This is a genomic window from Nonomuraea sp. NPDC049758 (assembly GCF_040674635.1).
Lineage (GTDB): Bacteria > Actinomycetota > Actinomycetes > Streptosporangiales > Streptosporangiaceae > Nonomuraea.
In genome coordinates this window covers 250,714-268,327 of sequence record NZ_JBFAMZ010000012.1, presented here as the reverse complement: position 1 = coordinate 268,327, position 17,614 = coordinate 250,714, and the positions used below count along the sequence as shown (strand labels likewise).

Sequence of the window (17,614 nt, the reverse complement as noted above, 5' to 3'; positions counted from 1 at the left end):
CGGTTTTCCTCATGATCAATTACAGCGAGATGGAGGACAGGCTGGGCGTGCCCATCGGGGTCGAGGAGGCACGGTCCCGCTGGGGGGCGCTGGTCGGCGCGGCGGGTGACGGGCAGATCACGCTGATCACGCGGGAGCGCTGGGAGTGGGCCGCGCTGGTGCCGCTGTCCAAGGTTCCCGGGATGCTGACCGGATTGCCCGTGGTGTCGTTGTCCACGGCCAAGGCGAAGCTGGGGGAGCTCGTCCGGCAGGTCTCGGAGCCGTACGACGACAGCCCTGTGCTCCTGGCCCGGCACCGGACGCCGGTCGCCGCACTGATCGCGGCCACCCGTCTGCTCGGGCCCGGCTCCGGTGAGCGAGCCGCGCCCCAGAGGGCGGCCGACGTGGGGGCGCTGCTGCGCGACGGCTGCACGGTCACCTTGAGCCGCCATCCGACCGGGTCCGGCGTGATCGCCGTCGCACGTGATGGCAACGGCGGCGAGGTGGCCGTCGGCACCGGCGACACCGTGGAGCAGGCCCTCCGCACACTGGCCTGAACCTTCCCCACCGGGGGCGCCGCCTCCCACAGCGCCCCCTGCGCCCCTGCGCCCGCCCCCTGCGCCCGCCCCCTGCGCCCGGATCTACGCGTGCACCGCTGCATTACCTCCACCCCCACCCCCACCCTCGCCCGCGCCTGTGACCGTACGTTCCTGGGGATGGGATCTTGACAATCGGTGGGGTGGGCTCTTTCCTAGAGGGGGATTCTAGAAAGAGTGGGGCATGAACGTTCAGGCGGTCCGGTGTGACTGAGTCCGAGGCCGTCGTGGCGGTGCCGGTGGCGGGGGCGGAGGATGAGGCGGCGCAGCTCCGGTACGCCTGGAGGGCCGTCTCGGTCACCAGCCTCGGCATGTTCCTGACCGGGCTCAACTCCAGCTCGCTCAACGTCGCCCTGCCCGCCGTCGTCGCGCACTTCCACGTCGGCGCCTTCCTGGCGAGCTGGGTGCTGCTCGCCTACATGCTGGTCAGCTCGGTCGGACTGGTGGTGTTCGGGCGGGTGGCCGACCTGTTCGGCAGGCGCGGCACGTACTTACTGGGGTTCGTGGTGTTCACCGTCGCGAGCCTGGCGGCCGGCTTCGCGCCCTCGATCGAGGCGCTGCTCGCGGCCCGCGTCGCCCAGGCGTGCGGCTCGGCCATGATCCTGGCCAACAGCTCGGCCATCCTGGCCGGCGCCTTCCCGCCGGCCCGGCTCGGCCGTGGCATGGCCGTCTACATGGCCATCATCTCCGTGGCGGGGCTCGTGGGGCCGTCGTTCGGCGGGTTCCTGGCGGGCGCGGCGGGCTGGCGGTGGATCTTCTGGTTCAACGTGCCCGTCGGGGTCGCGGCCATCGTGTGGGGCGCGGTCACCCTCCGCCCGGTGCCGAGGGGCCCGCGCGAGCGGCTGGACGTGCCGGGGATCGTCCTGCTGTTCACCTGGCTGAGCGGGCTGCTGCTGGCCCTGTCGCAGGGCAGCTCACTCGGCTGGCTGAGCCCGTGGGTGGTCGCGGGCGGGGTGGCGTTCGCGGCGGCGGCCCCGGTGTTCGCGCTGGTCGAGTGGCGTAGCCGGACGCCGCTGCTCGACCTGCGGCTGTTCGGCGACCGCGGTTTCGCGCTGGCGAACCTGGCCGCCGTGCTCAACTCGCTCGGGCAGTTCTCGATCGTGCTGGTGATCTCGTTGTTCCTGCAGTCCACCCGGCAGTTCGAGCCCGCCCAGGCCGGGCTCGCCGTGCTGCCCGTCTCGGCCGCCTCGGCCCTGACCTCGCTGGTCGCCGGGGCGCTGACCGGACGGTTCCACCCGCGCACGGTGGCGGTGGCCGGCTCGGCGGTGAGCGCGGCGGGCATGGCGGTCATGCTGGCCGCGCTGGACCCGTCCGTGCCCTACGCCTGGCTCGGGACGGCGCTCGCGCTGGTGGGGGCGGGCAGCGGGCTGTTCATCACCGCCAACACCACCGCGATCATGATGGACGCGCCGCAGGACCGGCTCGGCGTGGTCAACGGTGTACGGCTCATGCTGGTCAACGTCTCGACCGTGATCAGCACGGCCATGTCGCTGGCGATCGTCGCCGCGTCCGTGCCGGCGGCCGAGCGCCACCTGGTCTACGCCGCCGACCCCGCCCGGCTGTCCGGCGTGACAGGCGTACTGCAGGACGGTTACCGGCTGGCGGTGGGCGTCCTGCTGGTGCTCGCCGTGGCGGCCACCGTGGTCACGGCGGTGAGCCGGACGGGGGCGCGCCGGGCGGCGTAGCGGCTCACCTGGCGTCGAGCGAACGCGTCGTCGGGGATGAGGTGGCCGCGGGGGCGAGGTGGCGGGGGCGGGAATTGGAGTTCCATGTTGCGCCGCGTTTGACGATTAGTGAGGAAATATGGTCATCTCGTGACCATTGTTTCTGATGGGATGAGTTAGACGGGTTCGGGGGAACGCTTCATGCCGCACGCCCTTCTGCGCGTGCTCGCTTCGACGTCCATCGCAGCCACGGCACTGGCAGGTCCGCCCGTCGTCGCAGCCTCCGGCCATGCCTCGACTGCGCGAGTGGTCCAGGCGTCGGCGGGTGGCCAGGTGATGGCGCAGGTGGTGCCCGGGGTTCCGGAGCCGCCGCCTGCCGTGGTGCGGGTTCCGTCGGGGCCGTCGCCCGCCGTACGGCCGATGGGGAAGGGGCCGGTGGGGCCGGGACGGCTGGAGATCACCACGCCCGCCGGGACCGGTCTCGCCGACGCCATCGCCGACCAGGCCGCTCGGCGGCAGGAACTTCAGGGGCTCGGACGGCGGGCCCCCGCCCCCGCCGCCCTCCTCCCCGACACGACCGGCGCCGCCCTTCTGACCCTCCTGCGCCCGCCCCCGTCCGTCACCAAGGCCCTGGACGCCCTGCGCCTGGACATCCGCCCCCTGATCCGCCCCCAGGGAGGCCGCGCAACCCGCCCTCAGGGAGGCCGCCCGGCCGTCCCCACCATCCGCCCCCAGGGAGGCGGCGCGGTCGTTTCGGCGGGAGGGCCGGTGGGTGATGCGGTCGGTGGGGCTCTGCCGAGGAGGCAAGGGGTGACGTATCGGTTGTGCGTGGTGGGGGTGGAGCGGGCGGTGGCGTGTTCGGCGCGCAGGCCCGTCGCCGTGCCGGTCGCCGCGGACGTCACCGGCGACGGCCTCCCCGACCTGGCGGCCGACCTGGTGCCCGTAGCGAACCCGGGGAGCGGGGGCATCGGGCTCGGGTTCGCGGTCAGGAGCCTGTCCGGGAAGAGGGTCAGGGCGCTGGTCTGGGCCGAGTACGACGGCAAGGTGACCGTCGGCTTCGACGGCCTGCGCGGCGGCGCGTCGCTGTCGGCGCTCGACCGCGGGACGTTCACCATCGATCCGGACGGCCGGACGGTCAGGGCGAACGTCACCCGCAAGGACCCCGGACCGTCCGCCGTCACCCTGGCGGGGCTGACCGGACGCACGGCGGTGCGCCTGCGCCAGACCCCCGCCACCGAACGACTCATCGTCAAGGCCACCCTCGACTCACCAACCCCGGCCGCCGAGCGGGACGCCACCACCTCCCCGGCGGTCGAGCTGGACGTCACCGCGTCCCGTCCCGCCAGGCTGGACGCGGTCGCCGTCTCCCCGGGCCGCTACACGCAGGCCGTACTGGACCGCATGCCCACCCGCGCCCGGGTGCGCCTGGCCGGCGGACGGATGCGCTTCACCGCCCCCGCCCCGATCGCCCGCGCCGAGCTGCACACCCACCTCTACCGCGACGGCCGCCTGGCCACGGCCGCGAGCGCCGAGCTGCGCGAGGTGCCCCGCTCGTTCACCGCCGCCCACGCCGCGTCCGGCGGCAGGCAGAGCCTGACCGTCGAGTCGTCGGGGCCCGCGCAGGCGGGCTCGGCCAAGGTGCTGTACTACGACCGGGCCGCGTCCGGGACCGTGCTGCGGGCCGAGCTGAGCGGGCTGCCGGCCCGGGCCCGGTTGGCGAGCGACCCGGTGGCGCACCGCGTCACGCAGACGGCCAGTTCGCCGATCGGCCGGTTCGCCGCGGTCCTGCAACGCGGCGGCGGCGCGATCTCCAGCCCCGCCGGCGGCCACGTCACCCTGATCAAGAACGGCGACGCCACGGGGGTCTCGGCGCTGCTGTCCGGCGTGTCGGGGTTCGACGTCACCTACGGCAGCGCGCCGCACGCCCACCTGGAGGCCAGGGCGAGCGACCGGCCCTTCGTGGCCGCGGGCCTCGACGGGACGCGCCTGGCACGCCTGGAGATCTCCAACACGCCCGCCGAGGCCGACCTCACCCTCGACCCCGCCGCCGGAACAGCCGTCTACCGAGCCGGCGGCGCGATCGACCGGGTCCGGGCGGCCTACGCCGACGCCCGGAGCGGGCCGACGATCGACGGCACGGTCCGCGGGGTGCGTGGGGACGTCAGGACCGCGTGGACGCTGGGCGAGCGCTCGTCGGTCGAGGTCGCCACGTCCGGCCGGCTCCGCGGCCTCCGCCTCTACGCGGCCAGGTCGTACGTCACCGCCCTCGACGGCGCCTCGGCCGGGGACGACGTGCGGGTGGCGGTGGAAGGGGCGCCGAAACGGGCCGAACTGGCCGCCGACACCGCGGCCGGGACCCTCGCCTGGACCGCGAGCGCCCCCGTGGCCAAGGTGTCGGCGCTGGCCCGGATCAGGACGGGCGGCCGGGTGCTCAGGGCCGCCGCCGACGTGACCGGCGTCCCGGCCCGCTTCGAGGCCGCCTGGAAGGACGGCCTCTACCGCTTCCGCGGGCTGTCCGGCCCGCTGGGTTCGGCGGCCCTGGCCGTCGCCAACCACGACGGCGCCACGTCTCCCGACGGCCCGCACCTGGCTGCCCACTACGACCGGGCCGGCGGCGACCTGGACGCGAGCGTGCTGGTCAGGGGCCTGTCGCGGGTCGAGCTCAGCCCGTCCGGCCAGGGGTTCCTGGCCCGGTTCCGGGCCGCCCGGCAGCGGCTCGCCGTGGACGCCGACATCGTCCTGGGGGACGTGCGCTTCGGCGTCCTCGGCAGGGTGGGGCCGGTGCCGGGCGACCTGACCGTCGCCGCCACGCCCGAGGGCAGGCTCACCTACTCCGGCTCCCGGCTCGGCGTGACCGCCCGCGCCTGGCTCGGGAGGACCGCCGCGCTGGCCCGCATGCGTCCCGCGCCCGCCGTCGAGGGCGGCCTCTCGCTGGCGGACGGCGGCTGCCCGGCGGGCGGCTGCGGTCAGGGCCCGTTCTGCACGGCGGGGCGCGGCTGCTACGGCCTGCAGGGCTACCTCGACGTCACCGGCCTGCCCAGCCAGGTGACGATCGACCCGGCGGGCGGCACGTTCGCCTTCTCCGGCTTCGCCCCCAGACGCCGGACCCTCGTCCTCCACCTGGACAGCAGCGTGCTCGCGCCGGTCCCGATCAGGGCGCGGGCCACGCTGACCCGGCTGCCACCGAGGATCACCCGGTTGTCCCTGGGCCCGCTGGACGCCGGGCACGTCGCCTACCGCGTCGAGCCCGCCGCCACCCTGGGCGCGCTGGACGTGCTGGCCGAGGCGGGCGGGCTGCGCGGCCACGTCGCCCTCGACCCGGTGCCCGCCGCCGTGGACGTGCGCGGCACGTACGGGGCCAGGACCCGGATCAGGATACGGAACTCCGCGCCGGTCGAACGCCTGACCGCCGAGGTCACCCTGCCCGGCCGGGGCAGCGGCGGGCTGCGGCTGACCGACGTCCCGGCGGTGCTCGGCCTGGACGCCGACGCCTCGGCCGCCGGGCTGAGCGTCCCCACGCTCACCTACCGGGGCGGCGCGAGCACCCTGGACGGCCGGCTGGCCGTGGACGGCCGCCTGGTGGACCCGTCCGGGCGGCTCGGCGGCGTCTCGCTCGCGGTCGAGGACCTGGCCGCCGACACGACGATCCGCCTCAATCCCGACCAGTCGCTCGACCTGGTCTCGAAACCCGGGCCGACGGGCCGCGTCGCGGTGGGCGCCGGGTTGCGCGTGGGCCCTGTCCAGCGGCAGCGGATCGCCGTGTCCAAGGAGGTCCCGTACACCTCGGGGTTCCTCACCTACCAGGTCGGCGGGGACTTCGCGCTCGGCGCGAGCGCGGTGCGGGAGGTGTCGCTGGCGGTCCGGCGCGTGTCCTGGCTGCGGGTACGGCCGGGGCGCATCCCGTTCGGGCTCAAGGCGCCGGCCGCGGCCGGGTTCCTCGCGCCCGGCTTCGAGGGCGCCTACGACCGCCTCCGCCTGACCGCCAAGGGCGTGGACCTGCGGCCGGACGTCTCCCTGCGGGTCAGGCTGAGCAGGAGGATCGGCGCGGACGCCTTCACCGGCTCCCTGCGGCTCACCCGGGCCACCTCGCTCGCCCTGCGCCGCTACGACCAGCGCATGCGCCGCATCGGCGCCCGCCAGGAGATCGCCGCCGCCGGGATCGGGCTCGTCTGCCTCACCGTGGACGCCAAGCCCGGCTTCGCCTCCGGCGGCAGGGACGGCTCGATCACCCTGCGCGGCTCCGACGGCCCGCAGATGGTGTCCTTCCTCGACCCCGGCGGGCAGGCCCCCGACTACGCGGTGGACCTGCTGACCCACTTCATGTCGCCGTTCCCGGACGCGGGATGGAAGGTGGCGGCGGCCACGGCCGGCTCCTGCGCCCGCCCCGCCCGCCCGCAGCCCCGGACGCGGGACCGCTGAGCCGGGTTCACCACGGCCCCCGGTAACCGGCCGGGGGCGTGGCCCCCTCGTACGGCGGCACCGCCCGGCCCGCCAGGAACGCCCGCAGCGTCGCCAGGTACGCCCCCCGCCCCTCGGCGTAGACGAGCCCGGCACCGGGGATCGCCCGCCGGACGTCGGTGGCCGCCGACCAGCTCTCCCCGTCACACGCCCCCTTGACCACCAGGACGGGCGCCGTCACCCGGGCCAGCTCCTCCCGCATCCCCGGCGGCGACGGCCGCTCCACCAGCCGCGCGTATCCATCCGAACCCTCCGACTCGGTCAGGCGCGGCTTCCCGGCGGGCCGGTCCTCCGGGCAGACGGCGGAGCCTGCGGCGCGGGCGTCGAGTTCGGCGTCGCCGGCGAACGCGTGCGCCGCCGCCGGTTCGACTCGCAGCAGCGTGTAGACCGCGAGCATCCTGGGGGTGGGCGGGCCGTCGTCCAGCAGCGTCGCGGCACGGGCCCGGTCGAGGTCGGCGGGGGAGGCGAGCACCGCCCTGGACACCCCGTCCGGATGGGCGGACAGGTAGGCCGCCGCGAGCCGGGCGCCCTCGCCGCGCGCGACCAGGGTCAGGCGGCGGGCGCCGATCGCCTGCCGCACCTGCTCGAGGTCCGCCACGTCGCGGCCGAGCCCGTACGCGGCCGGGTCCGGCAGCCGCGCCGAGCGTCCCGCGCCCACCCGGTCGTAGACGTACACCTCGTGGCCGTCGGCGGCCAGCCGCCGGTAGAACGCCGGATCGGCGGCCAGGTCCGCCAGGCCGGCCGCGCCGGACAGGAAGACCACCGGCTCCGGGCGGGTCACCCGCTTCGGCGCGACCCGTACGTACGCCAGCCGCGACCCCGTCGGCAGCCGCCACTCGCGCTGCCCGGCCACCGGCGACGGGGCCGCGGCCGGCGCTGGCGGCGGGGTCAGCGTCGCGTCCGCGACCCGCCAGACCACCGCCACCTCGACGGCCAGGATCAGCGCGGCCCGTAACCACCGCCCCCAGGTCGCGCGCGGCCGGGGCACGCACAGCAGCAGCCCGAGGTAGCACACCGAGGCGAACACCGCGAGGCCGGTCACCGTGAACACCCCGGGCCGCGCGCCCACCATCGCCGTCCCGGCCAGCGCGGCCAGCCCGGCGACGGGCGACAGCGCGAGCACCGCGGCGCCCGCCACCATTCCGGCGAAAGACCTCACAAAGGGGACGCTAGCCCGTGACGGGGGAGGGGAGCGAGCGGCCCAGGCGGATGCGCAGGCGGTCGCCGGTGCGCAGCGTCTCGCGCACGGTCCACACCCGCTCGTCGATGACGGTGCCGTTCGTGGTCATGTATCCGCCGACCCTGAGCACCGGACGTCCCGAGGCGTCGCCGAGGAGCTGGGCGCGCGACTCGGAGTCGTCGGTGAACAGCACGAGGAAGTCCTCGGCGTCCGCGGGGGCCTCCAGCACCAGGCCGGGATAGAGATGGGAGGAAGGAACCTCGATCACGTATTCGATCACGCGACCTCCACTACCCCGTACGCGCGCTTTCAGCTTCCGCCGGCGGAGGATAGCGCTTACCTGGGCTGATGAGGTGAAATATCAGGGTTGCCTACAGCTTGGAGTCCCCCCGTGTCCTTGTTCGACCTCCCGATCGAGCAGTTGCGCGCCTACCTCCCCGACCGCGACGAGCCCGCCGACTTCGACGACTTCTGGTCCCGTACGCTGGCCGAGGCCGAGGCGTTCGACCTCGCCGCCGAGTTCGTGCCCTACGACCTGCCGCTGAGCGGCGTCGACGTCTACGACGTGTCGTTCGCCGGGTGGGGCGGCCACCGGATCAGCGGCTGGTTCATCCTGCCGCGCGGCGTGCGGGAGCCGGTGCCGTGCGTGATGCACTACATCGGTTACAGCGGCGGGCGCGGGTTCCCGAAGGACCACCTGCTGTGGCCCACGGCCGGCTACGCGGTGTTCGTGATGGAGACCCGGGGACACGGCGGCGCGAGCCCCACCAGCCCCGGCACGACCGGCGACCCGCACGGCAGCGCCGACGTCCAGGCGCCCGGCATGATGACGCGCGGCATCCTCGACCCCGAGGACTACTACTACCGGCGCGTGTTCACCGACGCGGCCAGGGCGGTCGACGTGGCCGCGGCCCACCCGGCGGTGGACGCCGGGCGCATCGTGGTCTCGGGCGGCAGCCAGGGCGGCGCGATCGCGCAGGCCACGGCGGCGTTGCGCCCGTCGGTGCGGGCCGCGCTGGTGGACGTGCCGTTCCTGACGCACTTCCGGCGGGCGCTGGAGATCACGGACCGGGACCCGTACCAGGAGGTGGTGCGCTTCCTGGCCTCCCGCCGGGACGGCGCCGACCAGGTGTTCCGCACGCTGTCGTACTTCGACGGCGTCAACTTCGCCGCCCGCGGCCGGGTGCCCGTGCTGTACTCGGTCGCGCTCATGGACTACGTCTGCCCGCCCTCCACGGTCTTCGCCGCCTACAACCACTGGCAGGGGCCGAAGGAGATCACCGTCTGGCCCTGGAACGGGCACGAGGGCGGGTCGGGCTACCAGACCGAGGAGCAGGTCCGCTACCTGCACAAGCTCCTGGCCGGCTGACCCGGGTGCGGGGCCGCCGTACCGGCGTGAGCACCGGTACGGCGGCTGCCCGTCACACCGCCTGCGGGGTCACCATGAACGACACGCTCCCCTGCGCGTCGGCCCCGGCGTCGAGGGACTTGTCGTCCAGCACGGTCGCGGCCACGGGATCGAGGTAGACCCGCGCGCCCTCGGTCTCCACCACCTCGTCGGCCGGCTCAGGGGCCGTGGCCAGGGAGAGGGTGAGCGAGTTCGCGCCCTCGCCCTGCGACGAGATGCGGATCCCGCCCTGGGCGGGTTCCGGCGCGGACGCGGTCAGGTCGCGGATCGCCTGGGCTGCGTTGGCTGTCAGGGTGAGCACTACGGCTCCTCCAAACGGTCGACGTACAGAAGTTGCCTGCCATTCCCCCCATCCCGGAGCCCAACCCTTCTTGGCGTTTTCTTTACCGGGAATTCCCGGCCGGTGGACAATTGCCTCATGGAGGCCGTCCGGCTCAGGCAGGCCATGGTCGCGGACCTGCGCCGGCGCCAGGAGATCGCCGACGACGTGGCGGACGCGCTGCTCGCGGTGCCGCGCCACCTGTTCCTGCCCGGCGTCGATCCCCGCACCGCCTACCGGGACGTGCCGGTCGTCACCCGGCGGGACGAGCACGGGCTGCCGGTCAGCTCGTCGTCGCAGCCGTCCGTCATGGCGACGATGCTCGGGCAGCTCGGCGTCGAGCCCGGCCACCGGGTGCTGGAGATCGGCGCGGGCACCGGCTACAACGCGGCGCTGCTGGCGCACCTGGCCGGGCCGGACGGGCGGGTGGCGAGCCTCGACCTCGACGCCGGCATCGTGCGGGACGCCCGGCGCAACCTGGCGGTCGCCGGGTTCCCGCAGGTCGAGGTGGTGTGCGCGGACGGGGGCGAGGGGTTCGCCGGGGCGGCGCCGTACGACCGGGTGATCGCCGCCGTCGGCGTGTGGGACCTGGCTCCCGCCTGGCTCGACCAGCTCGCGCCGGGCGGGCGGCTGGTGGTGCCGCTCGACCTGCGCGGGGTGCAGGTGTCGGTGGCGCTGGAACGTTCGGGCGGCCATTGGGCCGGACGTACGGTGGCGCCCTGCGGGTTCATGCGCCTGCGGGGGCCGTCCGCGGGGCCGGAGTCGGTGGTCATGCTGCGCCGGGACCCTGACCTGTGGCTGGCGTTGCACGAGCCGCGCTGGTGCGTGCTCGGCGGGTACCGGAACGGCGGCTACGGCGGCACCTTCGGCCTCACCGACGGCTCCGCCATCGGGCCGCCGCAGGCCGCCCACGCACCACCGACCTACGCCTGACCGCCCACCGCAACCCCGCCCCAGGAAGCCCCGCCCCAGAAGGCCCCGCGCCAGAGAGTGCCGCCCAAGGCCCAGGACAGGAGTTCGTCATCGTGAAGCGGCACACCACGCTGGTGCTGGGGTTCGGTTAGACGGTCCACTTCCCGTCGAGCATCAGGTCGCGCCCGGCGAGCTCGTTCACCTCGCGCCACGCCTGCACCAGCACCGGCGTGACCCAGAAGTACGTGTACGGGCCACGCGACACCCGCGGGTCGAACCCGGTCTTCACCGCGAACGCGTCGCCGATGTCGCCGGGGATCGTGGCGGCCGGCTGCGCGGTCACGGTGCCGTGGATGAGGACGACGTCCCTGGTCAGGCCCAGGCCGAGGCGCACGATGCCGCCGTCGAGCAGGTTGCGGGCGGTGGGCGTGGCGTCGGCGGTGGAGAGCAGCAGCCGGTGCCCGTCCCACAGGAACGACAGCGGCGTCATGTACGGGCCGCCGTCGCCCGCCGTGGCCACCCAGACATCGACGTCGTGTTCGAGCCGGTCGAGCGTGTCCTGCTTGCGCTGCTCCGGTGATCGGGCCGGTGGCGTCATCCTTCTCCCCGCACTCTCGGCGGTCAGGTCCGACCGCGTCTCGTCCGTCAACATGATGACGGCTCACGGCGGCGGCCCGCGACACCCGGCCAGGGGTGCGGCGCGCCTGAGGGGGAAGTGGCGGGCGCATGGTTACTCTCTGTGTCGGAGAAGTGTCACCATGTCATAGGAAACCTCATGCGTACTCGTCTGACCATGCTGCTGGCCGCCGCGGCCGTCGTCGCCCTGTCCGGGTGCGGCGAAAGCGCCACCACCAACACCGCGGGGCTGGCGCCGCGGACCGACGCTCAGCCGTCCGAGCAGGACAGGACCTGGATGGCGACCATCCACCAGGGGAACCTGGCCGAGATCGAGGCGGGCCGCCTGGCCGAGAAGAAGGGCGCCACCGACCAGATCAAGTCGATCGGCCGGATGCTTGTCGACGACCACACCCAGTTCGACAAGAAGGTGACCGAGACCGCGAGCCAGCTCGCCATCCAGCTTCCCGCCGCGCCGACCTCCGCCCAGGCCGCCATGGCCAAGCGCCTGCAGGACGCCAAGGGCAAGGAGTTCGACAAGGAGTTCGTCGTCGGCATGGTCAAGGCCCACAAGACGGCGATCGAGGCCACCAAGGAGGAGATCTCCAAGGGCTCCTCACCGGCGGTGGTGGCGCTGGCCAAGTCCGCGTCGCCGACGCTGCAGGAGCACCTCAAGGCGCTGAAGAAGGCGCAGGAAGACTACTGACGAGGGCGTCCGCGATGCCCGGCGGCGCGGGCCCTCCGGCCGCGCTCGCCTCCTTCGCCCGCGCCGCGGCGCGCGTGCTGGCCGGGCTCCGGCACGGCCGCGCGCTGCACCGGCGCGGGCTGCTCCTGGCGGGCACGCTGACGGTCGAGGCGGCGCCGCTGGGGGAGCCGGGCGAGCACGAGGTGCGGGCCCGGCTGTCCAAGGGGCTGTCCCTGCCGGGCCGGCTGCCCGACGTGCTGGGGCTGGCCGTGCGCCTGCCCAACGGGGTGGACCTGCTGCTGTCCACCGGCGCGGGCCCTGTGCCGGTGCCGCGCCGCACCTTCACGTCGGGGCCGTACTCCAGCCTCACGGCGTACGTGTACGGAACCGGCCGGTACCGGCTGGTCGCCCGGCCCGAGGGGGAGCGCGTGCCCGCCGATCCCGCGCTGCTGCCCGGCGCGCTGGCCCGTGGCCCGCTGCTGTTCCATCTGTGGGCGGGCGGTCGCTACCTGGCCCGCCTGCGCCTGCACACCGCGCTGCCCGGCGCGGACCTGACCTTCGACCCCGTGCTCAACAGCGCCCCCTGCCTGCGTCCGGCCGGATGGACGGCCAGGCTGCGGCGGGCCGCCTACGCGGGCTCCCGGCAGGGCCGCGGCGTGCCTCCGCCGTAGACCGATCCATGGCAAAGACTGGCCGACCTGTGTGTGCAAATGCGACTCTCTGGGGTATTTGTCCTTTTTGAACCAGGACGAACAATCGGGGGGATCGTCGTGGCTATGCAAACAGAGATCCGGAGCCTGCTCGAGTGCCATGTGATCGGGTCGGACGGACAGTCGATCGGCAAGGTGGGCCAGGTCTACCTCAGTGACCGCACCGGTGAGCCGGAGTGGGTGACCGTGCGCACGGGGTTCTTCGGCATGAAGCAGACCTTCGTGCCGCTGGCCAACGCCCGCCGTTCCGGGGACGAGATCAGGGTCCCCTTCGACAAGGAGATGATCAAGGGCGCGCCCAACATCGACGTGGACGGCCGCCTGTCGCTGGAGGAGGAGGCCGAGCTCTACCGGTACTACGGGATGCAGCCGTCCACCATCCCGTCCCAGCGCTCGCCCGCCGCGGGGGAGCGGCAGGCCCAGCGGCCCACCGGAGAGCCGCGGACGACCGGGGAACGCGGCATGCGCCCCGGCATGACCGGCCAGCCGCCGACCGGCCAGCCGGGCGCGATGGGCCAGCCGGGCCGGCCGGGCCCGATGCGCGGCCGGGACGTGGGCGACCGCGACATGGACATGACCGCGTCGGAGGAGCAGCTCCACATCGGCAAGGAGAGCCGCGAGAGCGGGCACGTCCGGCTGCGCAAGTACGTCGAGACCGAGAACGTCCAGGAGCGGGTGCCGCTCGCGCACGAGGAGGTCGTGATCGAGCGCGAGCCCATCAGGGACGGCGAGCCCGGCACGTACGAGATCGGCGAGGACGAGCAGCAGATCACCCTGCACGAGGAGCGGCCGGTGATCGGCAAGGAGACCAGGCCGGTCGAGCACATCCGCGTGCACAAGGAGCGCGTCGAGCGCGAGGAGACCGTCGAGGGCCAGGTCAGGAGGGAACACCTGGAGGTCGACGAGGACAGCGAGGCGCGCGAGCACACCCGCAACCGCGGCGACGACCTCCCGCCCAAGCGGTAGGAGGCCGCGCCCGGTCCCGCGCGGGGGCGCCCACGCGCCCCCGCCTCACCACACCCACCTCCAGAACACGTCGCGCGGTCAGGGCGAGCTCTCGGCCTGACCGGCGTTCAGGGAAACAGGCCCTTGACCGGCGTTCAGGGGAACAGGCCCTTGGCCGGTGACCGGGGGGACCGACCAGCTGGGGCGGGCGTTCAGGGTGGCCGGCTCGAAGCCCGCGAGCTGCTTGTAGTGCAGCGCGATCTTCTCCAGCGTGTCCCTGGGGATGACCTCCTCGATGTCGGCGAACCCGTCAGGGGCGCGTTCGTGCGCCATCCTCAGGACGACCTCGGGCCCGTCCTCGCGGTTGGCCAGCACGATCCGGTTCGTGACCGGCCGCCGCCGGCTCTCGTAGAACTCCAGGCCCTGGCCGGTGGCCAGCGCGTGGGCCAGCACGCGGGCGTCGATGACGGCCTGCGTGCCGCCGTTGGACCCGGTCGGGTACATCGGGTGCGCGGCGTCGCCCATCAGCGTCACCGTCTCCGACGACCAGTACGGCAGCGGGTCCCGGTCCACCAGCGGGTACTCGTACGCCTTGTCGGCCGAGGCGATGAGGCCGGGGATGTCGAGGGCGTCGGAGCGCACGTCGGCCACGTGGTGCAGGAACGTGCCGATCTCCACCTCCCGGTTCCAGTCGCCCCGGGGCACGGTCTCGGGGGCCCGGTGCTGGATGGCCCAGTTGACGAGCTGCGTGCCGTCGGGGTCCGGCGGCGCGATCGGGTAGATGACGATCTTCTGGGCGCCGTCGCCCGCCATGATCATGGATCGGCCGGTGAGGAACGGCCGCGCCCGGGACGTGCCGCGCCACAGCACGTGCCCGCCCCACAGCGGCTCGCCCTCGCCAGGGAACAGCGCGGCCCGCACGCCGGAGCGGATGCCGTCGGCGCCGACGAGCAGGTCGGCGTCGTGGTCGAGCCCGGTGACGGGGGAACCGGTCACCACGGCGTCCGGGCCGAGCCGCTCGCGCACGGCGTCGAGGAGCAGGAGCTGCAGCCGGCCGCGGTGGATCGAGTACTGGGGCCAGGCGTGGCCCGCGGCCCGGCCGCGCGGCTCGGTCCAGATGCGCTGCCCGCGCCGGGTGACGAAGGTCAGGTCGGCCGTCTCGACGCCGACGCGGGCCAGACGGTCGCCCAGGCCGAGCTCGATCAGCTCGCGCACGGCGTGCGGCAGCAGGTTGATGCCCACGCCGAGCGGCCGGATGTCCTTGACGGCCTCGCGCACGGTGACGTCCGTGATGCCGGCCGCGTACAGGCTGAGGGCGGCGGTGAGCCCGGCGATGCCCGCCCCGGCGATGACCACCCGCCGCGGGCGTCGTCCCGCGAGGCCCGTCATGAGGAGCCGCCGGGAAGGAGCAGGGCCGAGACGTCGAACGGCGCCTCCAGGTAGCCGTTGCCCTTGAACTCCAGCATGAGGTCGGCCACCCGCTGCAACCGGGCCTTGTCGACGGTGGTGGAGTAGCCGCCCAGCGCCATCAGGTCGGCCGTCGCCTTGTCGATCTTCGTGTACTTGAGCAGCGCGGCCCTGGCCTGGGCCGGGTCGGCGATGGCCAGGTCCACCGCCTTGCGCAGGCCGCGCTGGAAGGCGGCCACCGTGCGCGGATTGTCGGCAGCGAAGCCCTCGGTGGTCAGGTAGCCCGCCATCGGGAAGTCGGCGGTCGCCCCGGTGAACAGGTCGGACAGGCTGCGGGCCCCGCTGGTGGCGGCCGCGGTCTGCCAGAACGGCTCGGGCAGCACGGCGGCGTCCACGTCGCCGTTGGCCAGGGCGCCGGCCATCTGTGGGAAGGGCCGTTCGACGAAGGTGATGTCGGCGGGCGCCACGCCGGCGGGCTTGAGCAGCGCGCTCACGGCCAGGGTGGCGACGTTGCCGAGGGTGTTGACGCCGACCTTCCTGCCCTTGAGGTCGGCCAGCTTCGTGACGGGCGAGTCCTTGCGCGTCATGAGGACGAAGTTGCCGGGCTTGGCCGCGTAGGCGTCGCCGACGACCTTCAACCGGCCCACGCCGCGCGCGGCGGCCAGCATCGCCGAGACGTAGTTGCTGTGCAGGACGTCGAGCTTGCCGCTGATCAGGTCGGGCATCGCGGCGGCCCCGCCCTGGATCACGACGGGCTTGACGGTCAGCCCCTCCGCCGCGAAGAACCCCTTGTCGATGGCGATCTGGACGGGCGCGACCTCGGGAAGGGCCAGCATGCCGAGGTTCAGCACGGCCTTCTCCGGCCCGCCGGACGACGGCCGGGGATCCGCCCCGCCGCACCCGGTCATCGCCAGGGCGAGGGCGACCGCCGCGAGTAACAGACGCATGAAAACGCTCCCAGAGAGTTGAGTTCGCGAACAAAGCGTGCCGGGGAAAAAGAACAGCCGTCCGGCAATCCTTCGCATTCCCGGGCGGCTTTATTCGGTCGCGCCATAATGCGCCACCAGCCGGCGTTCCAGAATCAGGAAAACCTGATTGAGCAGATAACCCAGAACCCCGAGCACGGTGACGGCCGCCCACATGCCGGGCAGGTCGAAGGAACGCTGGGCGGCGCGCAATCGGAAACCGACGCCGTCGGTGGCGAAGAACTCGGCGATCACCATGAGGATCAGCGCGAGCGACAGGCTGAGCCGCAGCCCGGCGAGGATCTTCGGGGCCGCCGAGGGCAGCACGACGCGCAGCAGGCGCTGCCCGGCCGACAGCCTGAAGACCCGCGCGGTGTCCAGGTGCAGCCGGTCCACATCGCGGGCGCCGTCGGCGGCGTTGACCAGCACCGGCCAGACGATGCCGCACGCGATGGCCGCGACCTGCATGAGCGTGCCGGTCGAGAACAGCGCCAGGAACACCGGCAGCAGCGCGGGCGGCGGCAGCGCCCGGCAGAACTGCACCGCCGGGTCCACGAACCTCGACAGCAGCGGCGAGCGGCCCATGGCGACCCCGGCCGCCACGCCCGCCACGCCCGCCACCACCCAGCCGGTCAGCAGCCGGCCCAGGCTGTGGGAGAGGTCGTCCAGGGCCGTCCGGCTGATCCACAGCTCGCCCAGGCGCAGCGCGATCGTGGACGGCGGCGGGAAGTAGGGGTTGCCCGCCGCCCTCGTGGCCAGCTCCCAGACGGCCACGACGACGGGCACGGCCCACAGCCGCGCCACGGATCTGATCATCGTGCCGCTCCCGTCAGCGTCGTGTGCCAGCGCAGCAGCCGCCGGAAGGCGTGGGCGAGCAGGGCGTTGGTGAGCAGGCCGAGCGCGCCGGCCCACAGGGTGGCGGCGATGGTCAGCCGCAGGCCGTCCGGACTGCTCTCGGCCACGATGATGAAGTGGCCGATGCCGCTGCTGCCGGCCAGCAGCTCGGTGCTGACGGCCAGGATCAGGGCGATGGCCGCGGCCACCCGCACGCCGGTCGCCACGAAGGGGGCCGCGCTCGGCAGGCTGACCCGCCACAGGACGGCCGGCGGGCCGAAGCCGAAGGCCCGCATCGTTTCCTTGGCCAGCGGGTCGACCTCGCGCAGCCCGTACATGGTGTTGAGCAGGACGGGCCAGGTCGCGGCGTACACGATCATCGCGACCTCCGTCTCCAGGCGGCCGGTGAAGACGAACGCGGCCAGGGGGATGAGCGCCACCGAGGGGATGGGCCGCAGGAACTCCAGCACGGGACGCAGGGCCCGCTCGACCGGCGGCAGGCTGCCCAGCAGCAGCCCGGCGGGCACGGCCACCGCCACGGCGGTCAGCAGCCCGAGCGCCCACGCGCCGCAGGTGGCCAGCACGTCGGCCAGGAAGGCGGGGTCGGCGGCGAGCCCGGCGGCGGTGGCCACGACCGCCGAGGCGAGCGGCAGCTCCAGCTGGGAGACGAGCCCGAGGCGGCCGGCCGCCTCGGCGGCGCACAGCAGCGCGACGGTGCCGGTCACGCCGCACACGGCGGCGCTGTCGAAGGGGCGGGAGGGGATCAGGCGCACGGCGACGCCTCGGCGCCGGGGGAGTGGGACGGCAATTTATCGGCTCTCCGGAACATCGGTCCGGCCATTCGTCACCGCGGCAGGCCGGAAGGCGGGCAGAGAGGAACGGAAATCACAGTAACCGAGCCACGCCTTTCCGCCCGGCCGGGAAAACTCCGGTCCCG

16 protein-coding genes are annotated in these 17,614 nt (G+C 74.0%); 8 read left to right on the top strand and 8 right to left on the bottom strand.

From position 1 onward, the window contains the following. Positions 1 to 11 precede the first annotated feature (11 nt). From AB0J46_RS30115 to AB0J46_RS30105, 3 genes are all read left to right on the top strand, one after another. The gene (locus tag AB0J46_RS30115; protein WP_364337603.1) at positions 12 to 536 is read left to right on the top strand and encodes a type II toxin-antitoxin system prevent-host-death family antitoxin; all 525 of its coding nucleotides are present in this window, start codon (positions 12 to 14) and stop codon (positions 534 to 536) included. 245 nt (positions 537 to 781) lie between these two features. Continuing rightward, a complete protein-coding gene (locus AB0J46_RS30110; RefSeq protein ID WP_364337602.1) occupies positions 782 to 2,260 on the top strand; it encodes a DHA2 family efflux MFS transporter permease subunit in 1,479 nt (492 codons plus the stop codon). A gap of 312 nt (positions 2,261 to 2,572) precedes the next feature. Further along, the gene (locus tag AB0J46_RS30105; protein WP_364337601.1) at positions 2,573 to 6,658 is read left to right on the top strand and encodes a hypothetical protein; all 4,086 of its coding nucleotides are present in this window, start codon (positions 2,573 to 2,575) and stop codon (positions 6,656 to 6,658) included. Between the two features lie 7 nt (positions 6,659 to 6,665). Here the strand turns inward: AB0J46_RS30105 and AB0J46_RS30100 are convergent, their stop codons facing one another. Then, positions 6,666 to 7,856, bottom strand: a complete 1,191-nt coding sequence (locus AB0J46_RS30100) for an alpha/beta hydrolase (protein WP_364337600.1) — start codon at positions 7,854 to 7,856, stop codon at positions 6,666 to 6,668. A gap of 10 nt (positions 7,857 to 7,866) precedes the next feature. Continuing rightward, positions 7,867 to 8,157 carry a hypothetical protein gene (locus tag AB0J46_RS30095; RefSeq protein WP_364337599.1) on the bottom strand — a complete coding sequence of 97 codons (291 nt, stop codon included), beginning with the start codon at positions 8,155 to 8,157 and terminating at the stop codon, positions 7,867 to 7,869. Between the two features lie 111 nt (positions 8,158 to 8,268). Here AB0J46_RS30095 and AB0J46_RS30090 point away from each other — a divergent pair, with 111 nt between their 5' ends. Then, the gene (locus tag AB0J46_RS30090) at positions 8,269 to 9,246 is read left to right on the top strand and encodes an acetylxylan esterase (protein WP_364337598.1); all 978 of its coding nucleotides are present in this window, start codon (positions 8,269 to 8,271) and stop codon (positions 9,244 to 9,246) included. A gap of 52 nt (positions 9,247 to 9,298) precedes the next feature. Here the strand turns inward: AB0J46_RS30090 and AB0J46_RS30085 are convergent, their stop codons facing one another. Beyond that, a complete protein-coding gene (locus tag AB0J46_RS30085) occupies positions 9,299 to 9,586 on the bottom strand; it encodes an iron-sulfur cluster biosynthesis family protein (protein WP_352327979.1) in 288 nt (95 codons plus the stop codon). Between the two features lie 117 nt (positions 9,587 to 9,703). On the opposite strand from AB0J46_RS30085, the gene AB0J46_RS30080 reads away from it, so the two are divergent. Next, positions 9,704 to 10,537 (top strand): methyltransferase domain-containing protein, encoded by an 834-nt coding sequence (locus AB0J46_RS30080; RefSeq protein ID WP_364337597.1) that lies wholly within the window; start codon positions 9,704 to 9,706, stop codon positions 10,535 to 10,537. Between the two features lie 127 nt (positions 10,538 to 10,664). On the opposite strand, the gene AB0J46_RS30075 is transcribed toward AB0J46_RS30080, so the two are convergent. Then, positions 10,665 to 11,114: a pyridoxamine 5'-phosphate oxidase family protein gene (locus tag AB0J46_RS30075; protein WP_364337596.1), complete on the bottom strand. Its 450-nt coding sequence runs from the start codon at positions 11,112 to 11,114 to the stop codon at positions 10,665 to 10,667. Between the two features lie 177 nt (positions 11,115 to 11,291). On the opposite strand from AB0J46_RS30075, the gene AB0J46_RS30070 reads away from it, so the two are divergent. The 3 genes from AB0J46_RS30070 (at position 11,292) to AB0J46_RS30060 (ending at position 13,492) form a co-directional block, all read left to right on the top strand. Further along, positions 11,292 to 11,837, top strand: coding sequence for a DUF4142 domain-containing protein (locus AB0J46_RS30070; RefSeq protein WP_358286231.1), 546 nt, complete (start codon positions 11,292 to 11,294; stop codon positions 11,835 to 11,837). Between the two features lie 14 nt (positions 11,838 to 11,851). After that, positions 11,852 to 12,487 carry a hypothetical protein gene (locus AB0J46_RS30065; RefSeq protein ID WP_364337594.1) on the top strand — a complete coding sequence of 212 codons (636 nt, stop codon included), beginning with the start codon at positions 11,852 to 11,854 and terminating at the stop codon, positions 12,485 to 12,487. A gap of 105 nt (positions 12,488 to 12,592) precedes the next feature. Further along, positions 12,593 to 13,492, top strand: a complete 900-nt coding sequence (locus tag AB0J46_RS30060; RefSeq protein ID WP_364337593.1) for a DUF2382 domain-containing protein — start codon at positions 12,593 to 12,595, stop codon at positions 13,490 to 13,492. A gap of 78 nt (positions 13,493 to 13,570) precedes the next feature. On the opposite strand, the gene AB0J46_RS30055 is transcribed toward AB0J46_RS30060, so the two are convergent. The 4 genes from AB0J46_RS30055 to AB0J46_RS30040 all read right to left on the bottom strand — a co-directional run bounded on the left by AB0J46_RS30055 (position 13,571) and on the right by AB0J46_RS30040 (position 17,450). Beyond that, positions 13,571 to 14,860: a flavin-dependent oxidoreductase gene (locus tag AB0J46_RS30055; protein ID WP_364337592.1), complete on the bottom strand. Its 1,290-nt coding sequence runs from the start codon at positions 14,858 to 14,860 to the stop codon at positions 13,571 to 13,573. After that, positions 14,857 to 15,825, bottom strand: coding sequence for an ABC transporter substrate-binding protein (locus tag AB0J46_RS30050; protein WP_364337591.1), 969 nt, complete (start codon positions 15,823 to 15,825; stop codon positions 14,857 to 14,859). The genes AB0J46_RS30055 and AB0J46_RS30050 overlap by 4 nt, the downstream gene beginning before the upstream one ends. Before the next feature lie 90 nt (positions 15,826 to 15,915). Continuing rightward, positions 15,916 to 16,659, bottom strand: coding sequence for an ABC transporter permease subunit (locus AB0J46_RS30045; RefSeq protein ID WP_364337590.1), 744 nt, complete (start codon positions 16,657 to 16,659; stop codon positions 15,916 to 15,918). Then, a complete protein-coding gene (locus AB0J46_RS30040) occupies positions 16,656 to 17,450 on the bottom strand; it encodes an ABC transporter permease subunit (RefSeq protein WP_364337589.1) in 795 nt (264 codons plus the stop codon). Before AB0J46_RS30040 ends, AB0J46_RS30045 begins: the two co-directional genes overlap by 4 nt. Positions 17,451 to 17,614: the final 164 nt, after the last annotated feature.